15 protein-coding genes and 1 pseudogene are annotated in these 18,083 nt (G+C 59.7%); 11 read left to right on the plus strand and 5 right to left on the minus strand.

The genetic code is table 11. From position 1 onward, the window contains the following. Positions 1-2: 2 nt before the first annotated feature. Both AC1Q6Y_RS19360 and AC1Q6Y_RS19365 read right to left on the minus strand, forming a co-directional pair. On the minus strand, positions 3-608 hold the full coding sequence (locus AC1Q6Y_RS19360) for a hypothetical protein (RefSeq protein WP_057716397.1): 606 nt from the start codon (positions 606-608) through the stop codon (positions 3-5). 54 nt (positions 609-662) lie between these two features. Continuing rightward, positions 663-1,139 (minus strand): PAS domain-containing protein, encoded by a 477-nt coding sequence (locus tag AC1Q6Y_RS19365; RefSeq protein ID WP_223501317.1) that lies wholly within the window; start codon positions 1,137-1,139, stop codon positions 663-665. 102 nt (positions 1,140-1,241) lie between these two features. Between AC1Q6Y_RS19365 and AC1Q6Y_RS19370 the strand changes: the two genes are divergently transcribed. From AC1Q6Y_RS19370 to AC1Q6Y_RS19385, 4 genes are all read left to right on the plus strand, one after another. After that, positions 1,242-1,697 (plus strand): flavodoxin, encoded by a 456-nt coding sequence (locus AC1Q6Y_RS19370; RefSeq protein WP_102669108.1) that lies wholly within the window; start codon positions 1,242-1,244, stop codon positions 1,695-1,697. 191 nt (positions 1,698-1,888) lie between these two features. After that, positions 1,889-2,671, plus strand: coding sequence for a class II aldolase/adducin family protein (locus AC1Q6Y_RS19375; RefSeq protein WP_492624983.1), 783 nt, complete (start codon positions 1,889-1,891; stop codon positions 2,669-2,671). Beyond that, a complete protein-coding gene (locus AC1Q6Y_RS19380; protein WP_057716393.1) occupies positions 2,671-3,573 on the plus strand; it encodes an alpha/beta fold hydrolase in 903 nt (300 codons plus the stop codon). The genes AC1Q6Y_RS19375 and AC1Q6Y_RS19380 overlap by 1 nt, the downstream gene beginning before the upstream one ends. A gap of 302 nt (positions 3,574-3,875) precedes the next feature. Beyond that, entirely contained in the window at positions 3,876-4,787 is a 912-nt protein-coding gene (locus AC1Q6Y_RS19385) for an SDR family oxidoreductase (protein ID WP_057716392.1), read from the plus strand. 74 nt (positions 4,788-4,861) lie between these two features. On the opposite strand, the pseudogene AC1Q6Y_RS19390 reads toward AC1Q6Y_RS19385, so the two are convergent. Beyond that, positions 4,862-5,597: pseudogene (locus AC1Q6Y_RS19390) on the minus strand (N-acetylmuramoyl-L-alanine amidase). Positions 5,598-6,178: 581 nt separating this feature from the next. Here AC1Q6Y_RS19390 and AC1Q6Y_RS19395 point away from each other — a divergent pair. The 4 genes from AC1Q6Y_RS19395 to AC1Q6Y_RS19410 all read left to right on the plus strand — a co-directional run bounded on the left by AC1Q6Y_RS19395 (position 6,179) and on the right by AC1Q6Y_RS19410 (position 12,915). Beyond that, positions 6,179-7,972 (plus strand): DUF1302 domain-containing protein, encoded by a 1,794-nt coding sequence (locus AC1Q6Y_RS19395; protein ID WP_492624984.1) that lies wholly within the window; start codon positions 6,179-6,181, stop codon positions 7,970-7,972. Positions 7,973-7,995: 23 nt separating this feature from the next. Further along, the gene (locus tag AC1Q6Y_RS19400) at positions 7,996-9,366 is read left to right on the plus strand and encodes a DUF1329 domain-containing protein (RefSeq protein WP_492624985.1); all 1,371 of its coding nucleotides are present in this window, start codon (positions 7,996-7,998) and stop codon (positions 9,364-9,366) included. Positions 9,367-9,507: 141 nt separating this feature from the next. Then, the gene (locus AC1Q6Y_RS19405; protein WP_492624986.1) at positions 9,508-12,054 is read left to right on the plus strand and encodes a LuxR C-terminal-related transcriptional regulator; all 2,547 of its coding nucleotides are present in this window, start codon (positions 9,508-9,510) and stop codon (positions 12,052-12,054) included. Positions 12,055-12,225: 171 nt separating this feature from the next. After that, on the plus strand, positions 12,226-12,915 hold the full coding sequence (locus AC1Q6Y_RS19410; protein WP_492624987.1) for a hypothetical protein: 690 nt from the start codon (positions 12,226-12,228) through the stop codon (positions 12,913-12,915). 3 nt (positions 12,916-12,918) lie between these two features. Here the strand turns inward: AC1Q6Y_RS19410 and AC1Q6Y_RS19415 are convergent, their stop codons facing one another. Beyond that, positions 12,919-13,704 (minus strand): IclR family transcriptional regulator, encoded by a 786-nt coding sequence (locus tag AC1Q6Y_RS19415; RefSeq protein WP_489845364.1) that lies wholly within the window; start codon positions 13,702-13,704, stop codon positions 12,919-12,921. Positions 13,705-13,869: 165 nt separating this feature from the next. Between AC1Q6Y_RS19415 and hmgA the strand changes: the two genes are divergently transcribed. The 3 genes from hmgA to maiA are packed head-to-tail and all read left to right on the plus strand — an operon-like array spanning position 13,870 to position 17,130. After that, positions 13,870-15,174 carry a homogentisate 1,2-dioxygenase gene (gene hmgA, locus AC1Q6Y_RS19420; RefSeq protein WP_150812784.1) on the plus strand — a complete coding sequence of 435 codons (1,305 nt, stop codon included), beginning with the start codon at positions 13,870-13,872 and terminating at the stop codon, positions 15,172-15,174. A gap of 3 nt (positions 15,175-15,177) precedes the next feature. Continuing rightward, the gene (gene fahA, locus AC1Q6Y_RS19425) at positions 15,178-16,482 is read left to right on the plus strand and encodes a fumarylacetoacetase (protein WP_150812783.1); all 1,305 of its coding nucleotides are present in this window, start codon (positions 15,178-15,180) and stop codon (positions 16,480-16,482) included. Between the two features lie 12 nt (positions 16,483-16,494). Then, entirely contained in the window at positions 16,495-17,130 is a 636-nt protein-coding gene (gene maiA, locus AC1Q6Y_RS19430) for a maleylacetoacetate isomerase (RefSeq protein WP_492624988.1), read from the plus strand. Positions 17,131-17,250: 120 nt separating this feature from the next. On the opposite strand, the gene AC1Q6Y_RS19435 is transcribed toward maiA, so the two are convergent. Beyond that, complete coding sequence (locus AC1Q6Y_RS19435) at positions 17,251-18,054, minus strand: SirB1 family protein (RefSeq protein WP_492624989.1); 804 nt, start codon at positions 18,052-18,054, stop codon at positions 17,251-17,253. Positions 18,055-18,083: the final 29 nt, after the last annotated feature.

Below are 18,083 nucleotides of genomic sequence, written 5' to 3' on the forward strand. Positions count from 1 at the left end.
GTTCAGAGATGCAGCGCGGGATGAGTCAAACGATGCTGTTGCAGGATGAACTGGCGCAGACGCTCGGCTTCATCGGTATCGCTCAGGCTCAGTTGATAGGCGTAGAAGCCCTGTTCGTTTTCTTTCTCGAAAGTACCGCGCAAGGCAATCCGCTCGTAGCCTGAGGGGCTGAACCACAAGGCGAAATGCTTCGGTGGTTTGGTCCTGTTGCGAGCTTCCAGCAAAACCCCTTTGCACGACACTTCGTGTACCCACAGGGTGCCGGGTTGACCCTTGGCGTTTTCCAGCGCTACCGGTTCGTCCAGTACCAGGCGCCAAGGCCGGACCATCGGCCCGTCTTCATAGATGCTGGGCACGCCGAGGCGCAAATGCAGCGCATGGAACTCGTCTTCCACCAAGTGCAGGGGAAAGGTCATTTGCTGGTTTTCGAAGCTGGCTTGAATGGTGACCTGCTCATGGGCCGCCAGGCGGGTGAGCAGGTCACGGATTTGCGACCCACCGTTGACGAGCAGGCTCGACGTCGCGTCCCGCACATTGAGTTGCGGGTTGTGTTGCATTGTCTGGATGAAATCCAGCTCATCCTGGGTCAGGAGCGCGTCGCGTTGCATGGCCAGCTCGAAAGATGTAGTTACAAAGTCATTGGTGATTGTAATTACTGACCATTAATTCTGAGTTTCGTTTGCGCCGTTCGTCGCCTTGAGCGCAGCAAGCTCGGCCTGGAGTTCAGCCAACTGCCTCTCCAGCTGTGCCACGCGCTGTTGCGCCTTGACCTGCACCGTGACGTCTTTCTGTACGCCGACAAAATAGGTTTGCCCGTCCGCTGGATTTTTCACCGTTGAAAGGGACAGCTCGTTCCAGAACGGCGTGCCGTCCTTGCGGTAGTTGCGCAGTATTTCCCGGCAGGTTCCTTCACGGTTCAATGCATCGCGAATCAGCGGCAGCGCTTGCTGATCGCGGTCCCCCGACTGCAGGAAGCGACAATCCTGATAGAGGATTTCTTCACTGGAGTACCCCGTCAGGCGTTCGAACGCGGGGTTGACGTAAATGAGGATCTTGTCCTGATCGCCTTCCTTTTCGGCAATCACGATACCGTCGTTGGAGGCGTTGATCACCATTTGCAGCAGTTGTGCATTAATCATCGGAGTATCCTTTCCTGATTGATTGTCAATTGCATTCTAAAAGAATAATCACAACCGTGGTGTTAATATCCGGGTCTTTCACTCGGATTCAGGATCAGCTCGATGAAAGTCGCCATCATTTCCGGCTCGGTGTACGGCACGGCCGAAGAAGTTGCCCGCCACGCCGCCAGCCTGTTGAACGCCGCCGGTTTCGAAACCTGGCACAACCCGCGTGCGACCCTCGCCGACATCCAGGCGTTTGGCCCTGAAGCCTTTCTGGCGGTGACCTCGACCACCGGCATGGGTGAGCTGCCGGACAACCTGCAGCCGCTGTATTCGACCATTCGTGATCAATTGCCAGCAGCCTGGCGCGGTTTGCCGGGCGCGGTGATCGGATTGGGCGATGCGAGTTATGGCGATACTTTTTGTGGCGGCGGCGAGCAGATGCGCGAATTGTTCGCTGAACTTGGCATTCGCGAAGTGCTGCCGATGCTGCGCCTGGATGCCAGCGAAACGGTGACCCCAGAGACGGACGCCGAGCCTTGGCTGGCGGACCTGATCAGCGCACTGCGCGACTGAGCGTTGCCCCGGCCCCATGCCTGTCAGACCCTTGCTGGCACCGGTCAATTGACATGGATCCAGGACAGCGGGGCGGCTGACTCGCTGGGCCATCAAGCTGGCTGCCAATGCAACTACACGAACCTCAAGGGCTGACTAGACTCGGTGAACATAGGAAACACTCCATAATAAAAACACCGAGGCTCCTTGCCGTGACTGTCGCTCCCGTCCAATCGCCACCCAGTGTCAAAGACAAGGTCAGTGCTGCCGAGTGGCAGACCCGCGTCGACCTGGCAGCCTGTTATCGCCTGGTCGCCCAACATGGCTGGGATGACCTGATCTTCACCCATATCTCCGCCAAGGTGCCCGGCACCGAAGATTTCCTGATCAACCCGTTCGGGTTGATGTTTCACGAAATTACCGCGTCGAGCCTGGTCAAGGTGGATCAGGCCGGCAACAAGCTGATGGACAGTCCTTACGAGATCAATCCGGCGGGTTACACCATCCACAGTGCCGTGCATGAAGCCCGTCACGATGTCGTCTGCGTGCTCCACACCCACACGGCTTCGGGGGTGGCGGTGTCGGCGCAGAAGCAGGGTGTTTTGCCGATCAGCCAACAGTCGTTGTTCGTGCTTTCCAGTCTGGCCTACCACGCCTACGAAGGCGTGGCGCTCAACCATGAAGAGAAAGTGCGGCTACAGGCCGATCTCGGTGAAAGCAATTTCCTGATGTTGCATAACCACGGTCTGCTGACCTGCGGCAGCACCATCGCCGATACGTTCCTGATGATGTTCACCTTTCAGCGTGCCTGCGACATTCAGGTCATGGCGCAAAACGGTGCCGCTGAACTGATCGCCATCGAACCGCAGATTCTGGCCGGCGCCAAAGCCATGATCGCGGGTGTCACCCGAAGTGCTCAAGGAATGGGCGGAGCGCTGGCCTGGCCGGCACTGCTGCGCAAACTCGATAAACTGGACCCGGGTTATAAACTCTGATGGAGCTCGCCGAGATCCCCTTGTGTGTCTGGCGCAAACGCAGCCAGACGTTCGTATTCCGTGGCCAGAGCATCCGCTACTGGGCAGCAGGCCAGGGTGAGCCGCTGTTGCTCATTCACGGCTTTCCATCCGCCAGTTGGGACTGGCATTACCTGTGGCAGCCATTGGCCCAGCGCTTTCGCGTGATCGCTTGCGACATGCTGGGCTTCGGCGATTCGGCCAAACCGGCGAATCACGAATACAGCCTGCTGGAGCAAGCGGATCTGCAACAGGCACTGCTTGAACACCTGAATGTCGAGCAGCCAGTGCACCTGCTCGCCCACGATTACGGCGACAGCGTGGCTCAGGAACTGCTGGCCCGGCATTACGAATCGCGGGTGGAGCTGGCCAGTTGCGTGTTTCTCAATGGCGGGTTGTTTCCGGAAACCCACCGCCCGGTACTGATGCAAAAACTCTTGCTCAGCCCTTTGGGCTGGATGATCGGCCGCGCCTTTAGCCGTGATGGCCTGGTCAGAAGCTTTCGGCAGATTTTCGGTCCGCAAACCCGTCCCAGTGAAAGCCAGATGGATGATTTCTGGAGCCTGGTCGAAAGCCATCAGGGGCCACGGATCATGCACAAATTGATCGGGTACATCCCGGAGCGGCGCGTCTGGCGCGACCGCTGGGTGAGCGCGATGCAACGCGGTGAAGTACCGCTGCGAGTGATCGATGGCGGGGTCGATCCGGTCTCCGGCGTGCACATGGTCGAGCGTTACCGGGAGTTGATCCCGGAGGCGGACACGGTAGTGTTGCCCGACATTGGCCACTACCCGCAGATCGAGGCGCCCTGCGAGGTGCTCAAGCACTACCTGGCGTTTCGCGATCAATTGCTCTTGCCGCCGCGCAAGGTGGCGTGTTCCTGAACCTTAAGGTGAACTGTTGTGGCGAGGGGGCTTGCCCCCGTTGGGCTGCGCAGCGGCCCCAAACCATACGGCGCAGTGATTCAGGTATAACGCGTTTAGCCGGTTTACGACTGCTTCGCAGCCGAACGGGGCGATGCGGCGATCCGACAAGCCCCCTCGCCACAGGGTTCATGCCTGTTTCTCTTTCAATCATCCCCCTGCCTTATCGCGCACCATTCAGCCTCTCCCGTGTTCATTGTGACCCGCTGCGCCGTGCCTGAAACTCGGACTCACTGTCCCTTGGCCTGCTGGAGTCCCCCCCCATGAATGAGTCTGTGCGCTTCGAAGATAAAGTCGTGATCATCACCGGAGCCGGTGGCGGCCTGGGACGGACGCATGCACTGTTGTTCGCCAAACAGGGCGCCAGGGTGCTGGTCAACGATCTTGGCGGCTCGGCCCAGGGCGAAGGCGCCAATGCCTCGGCCGCCGACCGCGTGGTCGCGGAGATTCGCGAGGCCGGTGGCATTGCCGAAGCCAACCACGACTCGGTCACTGACGGTGACAAACTGGTCCAGCACGCCCTGGACGTCTTCGGTCGCGTCGACGTGGTGGTCAACAATGCCGGGATCCTGCGGGACAAGACCTTCCACAAAATGGATGACGCCGACTGGGACCTGGTTTACCGCGTCCACGTCGAAGGTGCCTACAAAGTCACCCGCGCCGCCTGGCCGCACATGCGCGAGCAGAATTACGGCCGGGTGATTTTCACCGCGTCGACCTCGGGCATCTATGGCAACTTCGGCCAGTCCAACTACGGCATGGCCAAACTCGGCCTCTATGGCCTGACCCGCACCCTGGCCATCGAAGGCCGCAAGAACAACATCCTGGTCAACGCCATCGCCCCCACCGGCGGCACGCGCATGACCGAAGGCCTGATCCCGCCGCAAGTCTTCGAACAGCTCAAACCCGAACTGGTCAGCCCGCTGGTGGTGTACCTGGCCAGCGAGAACTGTCAGGAAACCTCCGGTCTGTTCGAAGTCGGCGGCGGCTGGATGGGCAAGGTCCGCTGGGAGCGCAGCCTCGGCATCGGTTTCGATCCACGGGCCGGCTTCTCCCCGGAAGACGTGGCGGCGCACTGGCAGCAGATCTGCGACTTCGAGGGTGCGGCGCATCCGAAGGACAACATCGAAGCGCTGAAGGAAATGATGGGGAATTTGCAGAAATATACGCTTTGATACCACCGGCAAGGTCACATTGACTGACCTTGCCGGTTGTTGCATTTGTCGGCTGCAAAGCGGTTTGCCAATGGTCAGCAGGGAAAGTATTTGACGACCAGCGCCTTCAGGTTGGCGGCTGTTTGCGCGTCCATTTTTCCATCGAAGTTTTCCGGGCGAAAATGCATCTGGAATGCCCGCACCAATTGTTGAAAACCGCCTTCCGTAGACGCTCCCGAAACATCGTACCCATAGGATTTGAACAGCCCCAGCAATTCGCTTCGGGCTGGAACCCCCGATGTGTTGTATTGGTGCAGATACTCGTCCCGAGTGGCTTCATCGAACCAGGCGCCGACACCTTTCAAGTAAAGCTCCCGCCAGGGAAACATCGGAGTGGCCCAGAACCTGCGTCGGCGTGATATCCGGGTAGCGCATGAGGATATTCAGCGCCAGTTGTTCAATCGCAGCAATCTGCTCGGGGTGATACGGCGGAAAGGTGAATTCGCCCTTGTTGTCGGTCGCCAGGTTGACGATTTCAATGCCGATGGACGTATCGTTCAGATTGCTGCGGCTACCCCACTGACTGACACCCGCGTGCCACGCGCGATAGGTTTCATCCACCAGGCTGAAAACTTCCTGCCCGGTATGGCCGGCCTTCAGGTAACTGGGGTCCGTGATATCTGGAACCAGATAATGCGCGCTGACATTGGGGCCAGTCAGGGCACTGACAGAACTTGAAAAGTCAGCGGCCGTGTAGTGAAGAATCAGAAAGCGTATTCGACTGTTGAAACTTCTGGTTGAGCGATACCGGTTGTAGTTGATGGGTTTCATGGTTGCACTCGCAATAAGTAGGTTTGAAGTCGGACGAAGATAAAAAGTCGTTCGCCGACGTGCTGTTCAACTTAAAGACTCGAGTGCTTTTGGTGTTTACCTATGCTTGTAGGTACTTTCTGAAAGAAATGTAGGCATGCGAAGTTTTACCTGGATGCTCCGGGGGGCACTGACTGGCAGCTGTTAATTATCAACAACCATCGCCCATAAAAAAGGCCGCTGCAAACGCAGCGGCCAAAGTAAGACGTTGGATCAGGAGCTACAAATCAACGTCAGTGAACACAGGGTGACGAACCGAATCCTCGATTCATCTGAAATCTTTCAGTCACGGCGCAGGCCGGTACAGGGTGCCTGCGGTGGTTTACTGTGACAGTGAGGTAAGAGTAAGCCCTCGGCGCTGTAGGAAAAATACCAATTCCCGACATGCACTGTTGCAGCCCCGGCAACAGTCGGGATTCGGGTGCTCGTCGTCTGTGCCAGTCATCCTTTAGAGGTACACCACGAATACCTCCTTGGTGCGCTTATCGACCCCGGTGCCCGGCAGTAGGGTGAGGCCTTCTGTCACTCACCGGGGAAGACGCATGACAAAAACAACAATGCGCGCCATCTTCACACCGCAGGCGCTGGCGGTTGCAGTCGCATTAGGCTGTTGCGCCCAGGCGCAGGCCCTTTCATTCAACATCGGGGAGATCGAGGGGACGTTCGACTCCTCGTTGTCGGTCGGCGCGAGCTGGGGCATGCGTGATGCGGATAAATCCCTGGTGGGCATCGTCAACGGCGGCTCCGGCCAGTCTTCGACCGGTGACGACGGGCGATTGAATTTCAAGAAGGGTGAAACCTTCTCGAAGATCTTCAAGGGTATTCACGACCTCGAACTGAAGTACGGCGACACCGGTGCGTTTGTGCGTGGCAAGTACTGGTACGACTTTGAACTCAAGGATGAAAGCCGCCCCTTCAAGGACATCAGCGATCACAATCGCAAAGAAGGCGCCAAGTCTTCAGGCGGACAAATCCTCGACGCTTTCGTCTATCACAACTACTCCCTCGCCGATTTGCCGGGCACGGTCCGCGCCGGCAAGCAGGTGGTCAGTTGGGGGGAGAGCACGTTCATCGGCAACTCGATCAACAGCATCAATCCGGTCGACGTGTCCGCGTTCCGTCGTCCTGGCGCCGAGATCAAGGAAGGCCTGATCCCGGTCAACATGTTGTTCGCCTCCCAGGGGCTGACGGAAAAGCTGACCGTGGAAGGCTTCTATCAACTGGAGTGGGACCAGACGGTCGTCGATAATTGCGGCACTTTCTTTGGTGTCGATGTGGTGGCGGACGGCTGCAACAAGGGCTACACCGTCGCCAGCCCGGCCATTGCACCCTTGCAGCCGATTGCGGCTGCCTTTGGCCAGGGCTTCGAGGTCAGCAAGGAGGGGGTGATCGTTCCCCGTGGTGGTGACCGCGATGCCCGGGATTCCGGGCAGTGGGGTACGGCGCTGCGCTGGCTGGGGGACGACACCGAGTACGGCCTGTACTTCATGAACTACCACAGCCGTTCACCGAATGTCGGGACCACCACCGCCGGCCCCGGTACGCTGGCAAGCATTCCGGGAATCGTTGCCACCGCCAACCGCATCGCCCCCGGCAGCGGTTCGGGCCTGGCCCAAAGTGTGATGCTCGGTCGCGGCCAGTATTACCTCGAATACCCGGAGGACATCCGCCTCTACGGCGCCAGCTTCGCCACCACGTTATCCACCGGCACCGCGTGGAGCGGGGAAATCAGCTACCGCCCCAACCTCCCGGTGCAGGTCAACACCAATGACCTGACCCTGGCCATGCTCAATCCGATTGCGGGCGGTGCGGCATCACCGATTGCCACGTCACCCGGGGCTGACAACAAAGGTTATCGCCGCAAGGAAGTGACGCAGATCCAGAGCACCCTGACGCACTTCATCGATCAGGTCGCGGGTGCAGATCGCCTGACCCTGGTAGGCGAGGCGGCGGTGGTTCGGGTCGGTGGTCTGGAAGCACGTACCAAACTGCGCTACGGCCGCGACTCGGTGTATGGCCAGTACGGATTCGGCGGCGATACCGACGGTTTCGTGACCTCGACTTCATGGGGTTATCGCGCTCGGGCCATCCTCGACTACAACAACCTCATCGCCGGGATCAACGTCAGGCCCAACCTCTCGTGGTCCCACGACGTCGCAGGCTATGGCCCTAACGGTCTGTTCAACGAAGGCGCCAAGGCCATCAGCCTCGGAGTCGATGCGGACTATCGCAACACCTATACCGCCAGCCTCAGTTACACCGACTTTTTCGGCGGCGACTACAACGTCCTCACCGACCGTGACTTCGTGGCGTTGAGCTTTGGTGTGAACTTCTGATCTGGCTGAAAAGGATGAATTCAATGCGCAAGATGATTCTGCAATTGGGCACCGTTCTGGCCCTGAGTCTGCTGGCCGCCAACGTGATGGCGGCGGTGTCGCCGCAAGAAGCCAACACGCTCGGCACCAGCCTTACACCGCTCGGTGCCGAGAAGGTCGGCAATGCCGATGGCTCGATTCCGGCCTGGACCGGCGGCATCCCGAAAAACGCTGGCGCGGTGGACAGCAAAGGTTTCCTGGCCGACCCGTTCGCCAACGAAAAGCCGTTGTTCGTGATCACCGCGGCGACTGTCGACAAGTACAAGGACAAACTCTCCGACGGCCAGATCGCAATGTTCAAGCGCTACCCAGAGACCTACAAGATTCCGGTCTACCCGAGCCATCGCACCGTGGCGTTACCGGCAGAAATCTATGAGTCGGCCAAGCGCAGTGCGCTGAACGTAACACCGATCAACGAGGGTAACGGTCTGGCCAACTTCACTGGCAATCGCTACTACGCATTCCCGATTCCGAAGAATGGCGTGGAAGTGATCTGGAACCATGTCACCCGTTACCACGGCGGCAATCTGCGCCGCACCATCACCCAGGCAACACCGCAGTCCAATGGCGACTTCACGGTGATCCGCTTCAAGGACGAAGTCGCCGTGCCGTCGTTGCTCAGCGATCTGAAACCGGGCAGCGACGATAACGTCCTCAACTACTTCAAGCAGGAAGTGACCGCGCCGGCGCGGCTGGCGGGCAATGTGTTGCTGGTCCACGAGACCCTCGACCAGGTCAAGGAACCGCGCAAGGCCTGGATCTACAACGCTGGCCAGCGCCGGGTACGGCGTGCGCCGCAGGTCGCTTATGACGGTGTCGGCACCTCATCCGACGGCCTGCGAACTACCGATAACTTCGACATGTTTTCCGGCGCGCCGGATCGCTACGATTGGAAACTGATCGGCAAGAAGGAGATGTACATTCCCTACAACAGCTACAAGCTCGACTCGCCCAACCTCAAGTACACCGATGTGATCAAGGCCGGGCACATCAATCAGGACCTGACCCGCTACGAGTTGCACCGTGTCTGGGAAGTCGTCGCCACCGTCAAGCCGAGCGAGCGTCACGTGTACGCCAAGCGCCACATGTACATCGACGAAGACAGCTGGCAAGTGGCGCTGGCCGACCACTACGACGGGCGTGGCCAACTCTGGCGCGTCGCCGAAGGGCATGCCCAGTTCTACTACGATCACCAGGTGCCGGCCTACACCGTCGAAGCGCTCTATGACCTGATCGCCGGTCGCTATATCGCCCTGGGAATGAAGAACGAAGAGAAGCGCAGCTTCGAATTCAACATCGATGCAAAAGCGGGGGACTACACGCCAGCAGCCTTGCGGAGCACGGGGGTCAGGTAGGTTTCCTACAGGGTCTTACACAAAAGGGTGACTTTGCGGTCACCTTTTTTATAGCGGTCGATCAGTGTGTTGAATACTTCTTCAACAAGCGCTCGGGAGGGGGCTAGGGTGGCGCCAGAATTATAAAAAAGGCGCACCACAATGACTGCAATGACGCACTGTCTGGACCGCCCTGGCTTCCTGCCCCGACTGTCGTCCCATCATCTGTCCCGCGAGCGACTGATCGAGCCCATGCTGGTTTCGACCGCTCGGGTGAAGTTGCTTTGCGCACCGGCCGGTAGTGGCAAGAGCGCGTTGCTTACCGAATGCCTGCTGCGGGCGCCGGAGCACGCTCGGATCTGTTGGCTGCCGCTGGCGGGGGCGTCGTTGAGTGCAGCCGATTTACTATTGCGCCTGACGCAAGCGCTGGGTCTGCCCTCGACGGATGAGCCCGGGCTGTTGGCGCAACTGGCCCGATTACAGGCGCCGACCTGGCTGTTTATCGATGATTACTGTCGAGCACCCAATCCGGAACTCGACCGGATGCTCGATCGCCTGTTGGCCGTCGACAGCCCGGCGCTGACCTGGTGGCTGAGCTCCCGTCGACGACCACCCTGCAACTGGCCGCGGCTGCTGCTCGATGATGAGTTGTACGAGTGCGAAGGCCGGACGCTGGCGTTTACCGAGGCCGAGGTCGGGCAGTTGCTCGGTCATGTCGAGCCGGCCCTGGCGGCACAAACCGCCAAAAGGGTGGCTCAGCGCAGTGGTGGCTGGTGCGCTGGCGTGCGGATCGCATTGCTCAATGGTTGTCCGTGGTCGGGTGAGCAGGGGCGTTCGGCGACATTGCTCGATTATCTGCAACACGAGTTGTTCAACACCTTGCCATCGGAGTTGGTTGAGGTCTGGAAGGTATTGGTTCATCTGCCACGCTTCAACGCCAGCTTGTGCGAGCATCTTTTCGGCACGGGTGAGGGCGCGCAGTGGTTGCACGCGTTGCAGGACATGGGCTGCTTCATTGAACCCTGGGAAGACTCCGTCGAGTGGTTGCGGGTCTTCGAGCCACTGGCCCGGGAGATGCGTGAAGAACCGACCCCGGCCGGGCGATCCTGGCATCGCCGCGCGTGCCAATGGTTCAGCGCCGAAGAAGACTGGCAGGGCGCCTTCGAGCAGGCGTTGCTGGCGCAAGAGCACGAGGTCGCGGTCAGCCTGTTGCAACACTTCAGTTTTGAGCATCTGTTCAAGCGTCAGAACGTCAGCTGGTTACTCAAACTGCACGAGCAGCTGGGTGAACAGTTGACCCTGGGCACGCCGCAACGGGTGGGGTTGATCACCGCGGCGTTGCTGTTTGCCGGGCGTTTCGAGCAGGCGGCTGCCTGCATTGGGCAACTGTCCCGATTTGCCCCGCAACCGACGGCATCCTTGCAACGCCAACTGCTGGCGCGTTGGCAGGCGCAACAGGGTTGGTTGCTGCATTTGCAGGGACGCCTGCCGGCGGCACGGGCGCATTTTATCGAGGCGCTGGACGAACTGGCGGCCGAGGCGTGGCCCGCACGGTTGTTGTGTCTGTCCGGGCTGACCCAGCAGGCGCTGCTCAACGCCGACCTCGATGCCGCCCAGGCCTTCAATCGTGATGCCCTGTGCCTGGCGCGGGCGCAAGGCTCGTTGCTGTTTGAAGGCTTGCTCGAACTCGATCATGCGCAGTTGCTGGAGCAGCGTGGCGCTCCGCGGCGAGCAGGGCAGTTGCTGGCCGACATCCATGAAATGCTCGGACGGCAGGCTGATCGACCGACGCCGCTGCTGGGACGAATCGCCCTGCGGCGTGGGCGCTTGGCCTTGTGCCAGGGCCAGGATGAATTGGCCGGTGAATGTTTCCAGGCGGGCCTCGATGACTGCCTCCACAGTCAGGACAAGCATGTCCTGTACGGGTTTCTCGGGCAGGCGCAACTGGCGGCCAACCAACGTGATTACGCCCATGCATTTGATCGTCTGCGCGAGGCCGAACGGTTGATGCAGCAACGGCAGATCCCCGACACGGTGTATCGCGGGGTACTGCTGCAAATCAGCAGTCATTTCTGGCTGCAACAAGGGCGCCCGGAGCTGGCCCGGGAAGCGCTGACCCGGGTCTTGCGTCATTATCGTGGGGCCAACGCGCGCCAGGCACCGCCGGCCACGCTGCAACTGATTGCGCGTATCGAATACCAGTTGGTGTTGGCCGAGGCTCAACTGCAACTGGTGCAACGTCCACTGGATCGACTCAAGGCGTTACTCGAACACGCGCAACAACACGCCATGCTGGCGCTGGAAACGGAGCTGCAATTGGCAATCTGCGAAGTGGCGGACCTGACGGGTGAGCCGGACACGGCTCACGCAGCACTGGAGGCCGGGCTGGCGTTGGTCAAGCGTTGTCAGGGACAACAGGCATTGCGTGATTTGAACTTGCGCCAGCCGAACCTGATCTGTCGTTTACAAGGCGAGGAGACGGTGACCGCGCTGGCCCTGGATGCCAGCCTGCTAAGTTGTCGGGAGCTGGAAGTGCTCGGCCTGATTGCCCAGGGTAATTCCAATCAGCAAATTGCCGAGCAGCTGTTCATTTCGCTGCATACGGTGAAAACCCATGCCCGGCGCATTCACAGCAAGTTGGGTGTGGAACGGCGTACACAGGCAGTTGCCATGGCAAAGAAGTTGGGATTGATAATGCAGGCCTGGTAGTTGTTGGTTTTTAGTCGGGAAATGAATTCAAACATATGGTCGCGTGCATAAATAACTGTGTTGATTAGTATGGTCGTCGGCGCTGACAAACAAGCAAGTGTTTGCGATGTCAGTATGTTGAACGACAGTTCGAGCAGGATGCTCGGTTCTTTAACGTGACAGGAAGTCTGTATGAGTGACAGTTTTTTTTCTACCAGTAAAATTGTTCTATTGAAGCGTATTCGTGCGGATTTCGCCGTCGAGGTGCTGTTGGTTGAACGCCTGGGGAAACTCGGGATCAACCCGTTCACGACCTATCTGAATACGTTGGGTGAGAGTATTGACGCCGACGTCATTGAGTCCAGGACGTTATTCGATGAGACGCTGGAGTGGGTTGAGAAAGAGTCGCTGCCTACTTATGTCCAGGTTATCAATGGAATCTTCAAACGGCGTTATTCTTTCGAGCCGGAGTATCAGGTTAAAGGGCTGGATTTGCTAGAGTTTGAAGAAATAGTAATGGATACCGTCCGTTGGTTGACCGATGCGCCCTCAATCAACCTCTCAAAACGCTCGGTCAAGGTTTCTGGTATCGAGCAGGTCCACGCAGCGTTAAAGTATCAGATCCCGGAAATCAATATTGATAATGTGTACTTGACCAGCTTTGTGACTGAGTCGGACGGGCGAAAGATACTTCAATCCAGAAGTCTGGCCGAAGATATCTTTGCTCATTTTCAACATGATGAAATTCCTTACTATCACGGCGAAGGACTGGGTGTTTATTCGATCGCCTACAGTTCCCGGGAATCTGATTTGCATCCGCAACTGACGATCAAGGACGTCAGTGACCTTGTAATCGAAATTGCTCCGGATTTCCTGATCTGATACTCAGGGACTTTCGTAGCCCATTCTCCAACTGACGGCCCGCGTCGCAGCCAGTAACCGCTGCGCCGCCGGGCCGTTTTCATCGGCATGAAACAACGAGGTCGGCCCGACCACGGTCAGTACTGCCGTGATCCTGCCCATGGCGTTGAACACTGGTGCCGACAAGGCATCCACTCCGGGCATCAAGAGTCCATGCACATGATGCAGGCCCCGATGGCGGATCTGTTCGCACATCGTTGCGTAGGCCTGATCATCCGCCAAGGCGTGGGCGGTAACGTTTTGCAGTTCCTGTTCACGCAGATCCACGGTTTCACGCGCAGGCAGGTAGGCGCCAAACACCAGTCCCGTCGAGGAACTGAGCAAGGGCAACACCGAGCCCAGTTGTGTCACCACCGTCACCGCACGCACCGCCGGTTCGATATGCACCACGGTCGCGCCCTGATTGCCCCACACCGCCAGGAAACAGGTTTCGTTCAAGTCATCGCGCAGTTCAGCCAGGGGCAGGGCGGCGACTTTCAGCACGTCCATACTGTTGAGTGCCGCCAACCCTACGCGCAGGGCTTCGCGGCCCAGGCCGTAATGGTTGGTGGCGGCGTTCTGTTCGGCGAATCCGCTGGCGATCAGGGCCTGCAAATAGCGGTGAACCTTGCTCGCCGGCATCTGCACATGTTCGGCCAGGCGCGACAGCGAAGTCGAAGGCGACAACTCGGCCAGGGCCTTGAGGATGTCGGTGCCAACCTCGGCCGAGCGGACTTTCTGTTTGCCGTTGCTGTCGCTGGTCTTTTCCATGGTGGTGCTGTGATCCCGGGACGAATGGGCGTCTTTATAGCTTGACGGTCAATACCAATCAAATTACGTTATGCGTAATCAAATTACGATAAAAACAACCCAGGCGTGCCTCGACCTCTGCAACAGAGCGAGCGGCCACTGCCGACTCCCTGTTCAGGAGGCTCCATGAACCCCGATTCAACGACGCCAGCGCTGGCCTACCAGTCAGGCTTCGGCAACGAATTCAGCAGCGAAGCGTTGCCCGGCGCACTGCCTGTCGGCCAGAACTCCCCGCAAAAAGCCCCGTACGGCCTTTACACCGAACTGTTCTCCGGCACGGCGTTCACCATGGCGCGCAGCGAAGCGCGACGGACCTGGATGTACCGCATTCAGCCGTCGGCCAATCATCCGGCATTCGTCAAACTGGACCGGCAACTGGCCGGCGGCCCGCTGGGTGAGGTGACCCCCAACCGCCTGCGCTGGAACCCGCTGGACATTCCCGCCGAGCCGACCGATTTCATCGACGGCCTGGTGAGCATGGCCGCCAACTCGGGCGCAGAAAAACCGGCCGGGATCAGCATCTACAACTACCGCGCCAACCGTTCCATGGAGCGCGCGTTCTTCAATGCTGACGGCGAGATGTTGCTGGTGCCTGAACTGGGGCGCCTGCGCATCGCCACCGAACTGGGCGTGCTTGAACTGGAGCCGCTGGAAATTGCCGTACTGCCTCGCGGCCTTAAATTCCGCATCGAACTGCTCGACCCGCAAGCCCGCGGTTACGTCGCCGAAAACCATGGCGCACCGCTGCGTCTGCCGGACCTGGGACCGATTGGCAGCAATGGCCTGGCCAATCCGAGGGACTTTTTGACCCCGGTGGCGGCCTACGAAAACCTGCAACAACCCACCACGCTGGTGCAGAAATTCCTCGGCCAGTTGTGGGCCTGCGAGCTCAATCATTCGCCGCTCAACGTGGTCGCCTGGCACGGTAACAACGTGCCGTACAAATATGACCTGCGCCGATTCAACACTATCGGCACCGTCAGTTTCGATCACCCCGATCCGTCGATCTTCACCGTGCTGACGTCGCCGACCAGCGTTCACGGCCTGGCCAACCTCGACTTCGTGATCTTCCCGCCGCGCTGGATGGTGGCCGAGAAAACCTTCCGTCCGCCGTGGTTCCATCGCAACCTGATGAACGAATTCATGGGGTTGATCCAGGGCGAATACGACGCCAAGGCCGAAGGCTTTGTGCCCGGCGGTGCTTCGTTGCACAGCTGCATGAGCGCCCACGGTCCCGACGGAGAGACTTGCACCAAAGCGATCAACGCTGAGCTAAAGCCGGCGAAAATCGACAACACCATGGCGTTCATGTTCGAGACCAGCCAGGTGTTGCGCCCAAGCAGTTTCGCCCTTGATTGCCCGCAACTGCAAAACACCTACGACGCCTGCTGGGCTACGCTGCCCGCCACTTTCGACCCGACCCGGAGATAACCCATGACGCAGACTTCCATCACTCGCAGCTGGGTTGCATCCGCCAACGGCCACGCGGACTTTCCCCTGCAAAACCTGCCGCTGGGCGTGTTCAGCCTCAACGGCTCGGCACCGCGCAGTGGCGTGGCGATTGGCGAGCATATCTTTGATCTGCAAGCGGCCCTGGAGGCCGGATTGTTCGATGGCGCCGCGAAGGCTGCCGTCGAGGCCACCTGTGGCGGCCAGTTGAATGCGTTCTTCGAACTGGGCCGCGAGGCTCGCGTCGCGTTGCGCGAGCGTTTGCTGGAACTGTTCGCCGAGGGCAGCACCCTGCACGGCAAGATCGAAGCCCAGGGCGCAAAACTGCTGCCACTGGCGGCGGATTGCGAGATGCACCTGCCGGCGAAAATCAACGATTACACCGACTTCTATGTCGGTATCGAACACGCGCAGAACGTCGGCAAACTGTTCCGCCCGGACAACCCGTTGCTGCCGAACTACAAGTACGTGCCAATCGGCTACCACGGTCGTGCGTCGACCATTCGCCCGTCCGGTACCGATGTGCGCCGCCCGAAAGGCCAGACGCTGCCGGCCGGTCAGAGCGAACCGACGTTCGGCCCTTGCGCGCGCCTGGACTACGAACTGGAACTGGGCATCTGGATCGGCCAGGGCAACGACATGGGCGACTCGATTGCCATTGGCGACGCTGCCGATCACATCGCCGGTTTCTGCCTGCTCAACGACTGGTCGGCACGGGACATCCAGGCCTGGGAGTACCAGCCGCTGGGGCCGTTCCTGTCGAAAAGCTTCATCACCAGCATCTCGCCGTGGGTGGTCACCGCCGAAGCGCTGGAGCCGTTCCGTCGTGCCCAGCCTGCACGTCCCCAAGGCGATCCGCAGCCGCTGCCGTACCTGCTCGACAAGCGCGACCAGGCCGCTGGCGCGTTCGACATCGAACTGGAAGTATTGCTGCTCACCGAGGCCATGCGTGAACAGAACCTGCCAGCTCATCGCCTGACCCTGAGCAACACCGGGCACATGTACTGGACCGTGGCACAAATGGTCGCGCACCACAGCGTCAATGGTTGCCAATTGCAGGCTGGTGACTTGTTCGGCTCGGGCACGTTGTCGGGGCCGCAGAGCGGTCAGTTCGGCAGCCTGCTGGAAATCACCGAAGGCGGTAAAAAGCCGATCGAACTGGCCTCGGGCGAGGTGCGTAAATTCCTTGAGGACGGTGACGAAATCATCCTGCGCGGCCGTTGCCGCCGCGACGGTTTTGCTTCCATCGGTTTCGGCGAATGCCGCGGCAAAGTGCTGCCGGCGCGCTAACAGGAGCGGGGCATGGAACTCTATACCTACTACCGTTCGACATCTTCGTACCGGGTGCGTATCGCGTTGGCGCTCAAGGGCCTGGATTATCAATCCTTGCCAGTCAACCTGATCGCACCGCAGGGTGGAGAGCATCGTCAGCCGCCTTATCTGGGCATCAACCCGCAGGGCCGCGTGCCGGCCTTGCGCACCGATGAAGGCGAGTTGCTGATCCAGTCTCCCGCGATCATCGAGTACCTGGAGGAACGTTATCCACAGGTCCCGCTGCTGTCCAAAGACCTGGCTGCCCGTGCTCACGAGCGCGGCGTGGCGGCAGTGATCGGCTGCGATGTACACCCGCTGCACAATGTCAGCGTGCTCAATCGGCTGCGCCAGTCGGGCCACGACGAACCGCAGGTGGTGGAGTGGATCGGTCACTGGATCGGCCAGGGGCTGGCCACGGTGGAGCAGTTGATCGGTGATGACGGTTACTGCTTCGGCCCCGAACCTGGGCTGGCGGATGTCTACCTGATCCCGCAGCTGTACGCGGCCGAGCGTTTCAATGTTTCTCTTGAGGCTTATCCACGCATCCGGCGAGTGGCGGCATTGGCGGCGACGCACCCGGCGTTCATCAAGGCGCATCCGGCGAACCAGTCAGACACTCCTTAAAGCCCCTGTACCAGCCCCATGTGGGAGCGGGCTTGCTCGCGAAGGCGTCGTGTCAGCCAACTATGATGTCGACTGACTGTCCGCTTTCGCGAGCAAGCCCGCTCCCACAAGGTTTTGTGATCAGTGAACAATGGAGTTGGGCGGCAAATGCCCCAGCCGCTCCGTCAGGCGAATCCGCTGGATCGGATCGTCGCTGAGCAGCAGCGCATGCTCCAGGTCAAAACGCTCGGCGTTCGGACAGTCCAGCCGTTGGTACAGGCTGGCCCGGGCCAGATAGTCGGCGGCGCTGGCGTTGCCCAGTTCCAGAACGCGTTCGGCGTCGATCAAGGCATTGATGACGTCGTCGTGGGACAGGTACAACTGGCGCAGGTTGCGCGACAGCCGTTGCAGCATCTGCACTGGCTCGGCGGTTTCCAGGTGCTCGGCGCTGAGCTTGATGTTCGGGCCGTACTGGCGGAGCAACAACTCCCGACAATCGTTGGGATAAAGGCGACGGCCGCCGCAGGGGTCGAGCAAATGATCGGCGCCCGGCACCCGCAGCAGGAAATGCCCGGGGAAGTTGACCCCGACCATGGGAATTTCCAGGCCCTTGGCCAACTCCAGCGCAATCAGCCCCAGCGTCAAGGGTTGCCCACGTCGGCGTTCCAGTACTTTGTCCATCAGTGCCACTTGCGGGCGCAATGGCGTGAAGTCGTCCTGGGCGAAGCCAAGGTCATTCATGCGCCGCAGCAGCGGTTGGGCCAGTTCACTGACCGGCAGCATCGGCAAGCCACCGCTGACCCGTTGTTGCAACGCCTGGAAATCGGCCAGCAGCGCTTGCGGTTCCACCTCGCTGTCGTGCTCGGCCGCAATCCACAGTGCCGCCTCGAACAGCGCGGGCGGTGAACGTTGCAGACAGGCGAAGAACGATTGGCGCGGGGTCATCAAAATCTCCGGGCAATGCCTCGTTTTAG

This window comes from Pseudomonas sp. GW823-FHT06E10 (assembly GCF_058794995.1).

Bases quoted from the DNA above. Each gene is read 5' to 3' on its own strand.
- AC1Q6Y_RS19360 (WP_057716397.1), bottom strand. From the start codon at position 608: ATGCAACGCGACGCGCTCCTGACCCAGGATGAGCTGGATTTCATCCAG.
- AC1Q6Y_RS19365 (WP_223501317.1), bottom strand. From the start codon at position 1,139: ATGATTAATGCACAACTGCTGCAAATGGTGATCAACGCCTCCAACGAC.
- AC1Q6Y_RS19370 (WP_102669108.1), top strand. From the start codon at position 1,242: ATGAAAGTCGCCATCATTTCCGGCTCGGTGTACGGCACGGCCGAAGAA.
- AC1Q6Y_RS19380 (WP_057716393.1), top strand. From the start codon at position 2,671: ATGGAGCTCGCCGAGATCCCCTTGTGTGTCTGGCGCAAACGCAGCCAG.
- AC1Q6Y_RS19385 (WP_057716392.1), top strand. From the start codon at position 3,876: ATGAATGAGTCTGTGCGCTTCGAAGATAAAGTCGTGATCATCACCGGA.
- AC1Q6Y_RS19395 (WP_492624984.1), top strand. From the start codon at position 6,179: ATGACAAAAACAACAATGCGCGCCATCTTCACACCGCAGGCGCTGGCG.
- AC1Q6Y_RS19400 (WP_492624985.1), top strand. From the start codon at position 7,996: ATGCGCAAGATGATTCTGCAATTGGGCACCGTTCTGGCCCTGAGTCTG.
- AC1Q6Y_RS19405 (WP_492624986.1), top strand. From the start codon at position 9,508: ATGACTGCAATGACGCACTGTCTGGACCGCCCTGGCTTCCTGCCCCGA.
- AC1Q6Y_RS19410 (WP_492624987.1), top strand. From the start codon at position 12,226: ATGAGTGACAGTTTTTTTTCTACCAGTAAAATTGTTCTATTGAAGCGT.
- AC1Q6Y_RS19415 (WP_489845364.1), bottom strand. From the start codon at position 13,704: ATGGAAAAGACCAGCGACAGCAACGGCAAACAGAAAGTCCGCTCGGCC.
- hmgA (WP_150812784.1), top strand. From the start codon at position 13,870: ATGAACCCCGATTCAACGACGCCAGCGCTGGCCTACCAGTCAGGCTTC.
- fahA (WP_150812783.1), top strand. From the start codon at position 15,178: ATGACGCAGACTTCCATCACTCGCAGCTGGGTTGCATCCGCCAACGGC.
- maiA (WP_492624988.1), top strand. From the start codon at position 16,495: ATGGAACTCTATACCTACTACCGTTCGACATCTTCGTACCGGGTGCGT.
- AC1Q6Y_RS19435 (WP_492624989.1), bottom strand. From the start codon at position 18,054: ATGACCCCGCGCCAATCGTTCTTCGCCTGTCTGCAACGTTCACCGCCC.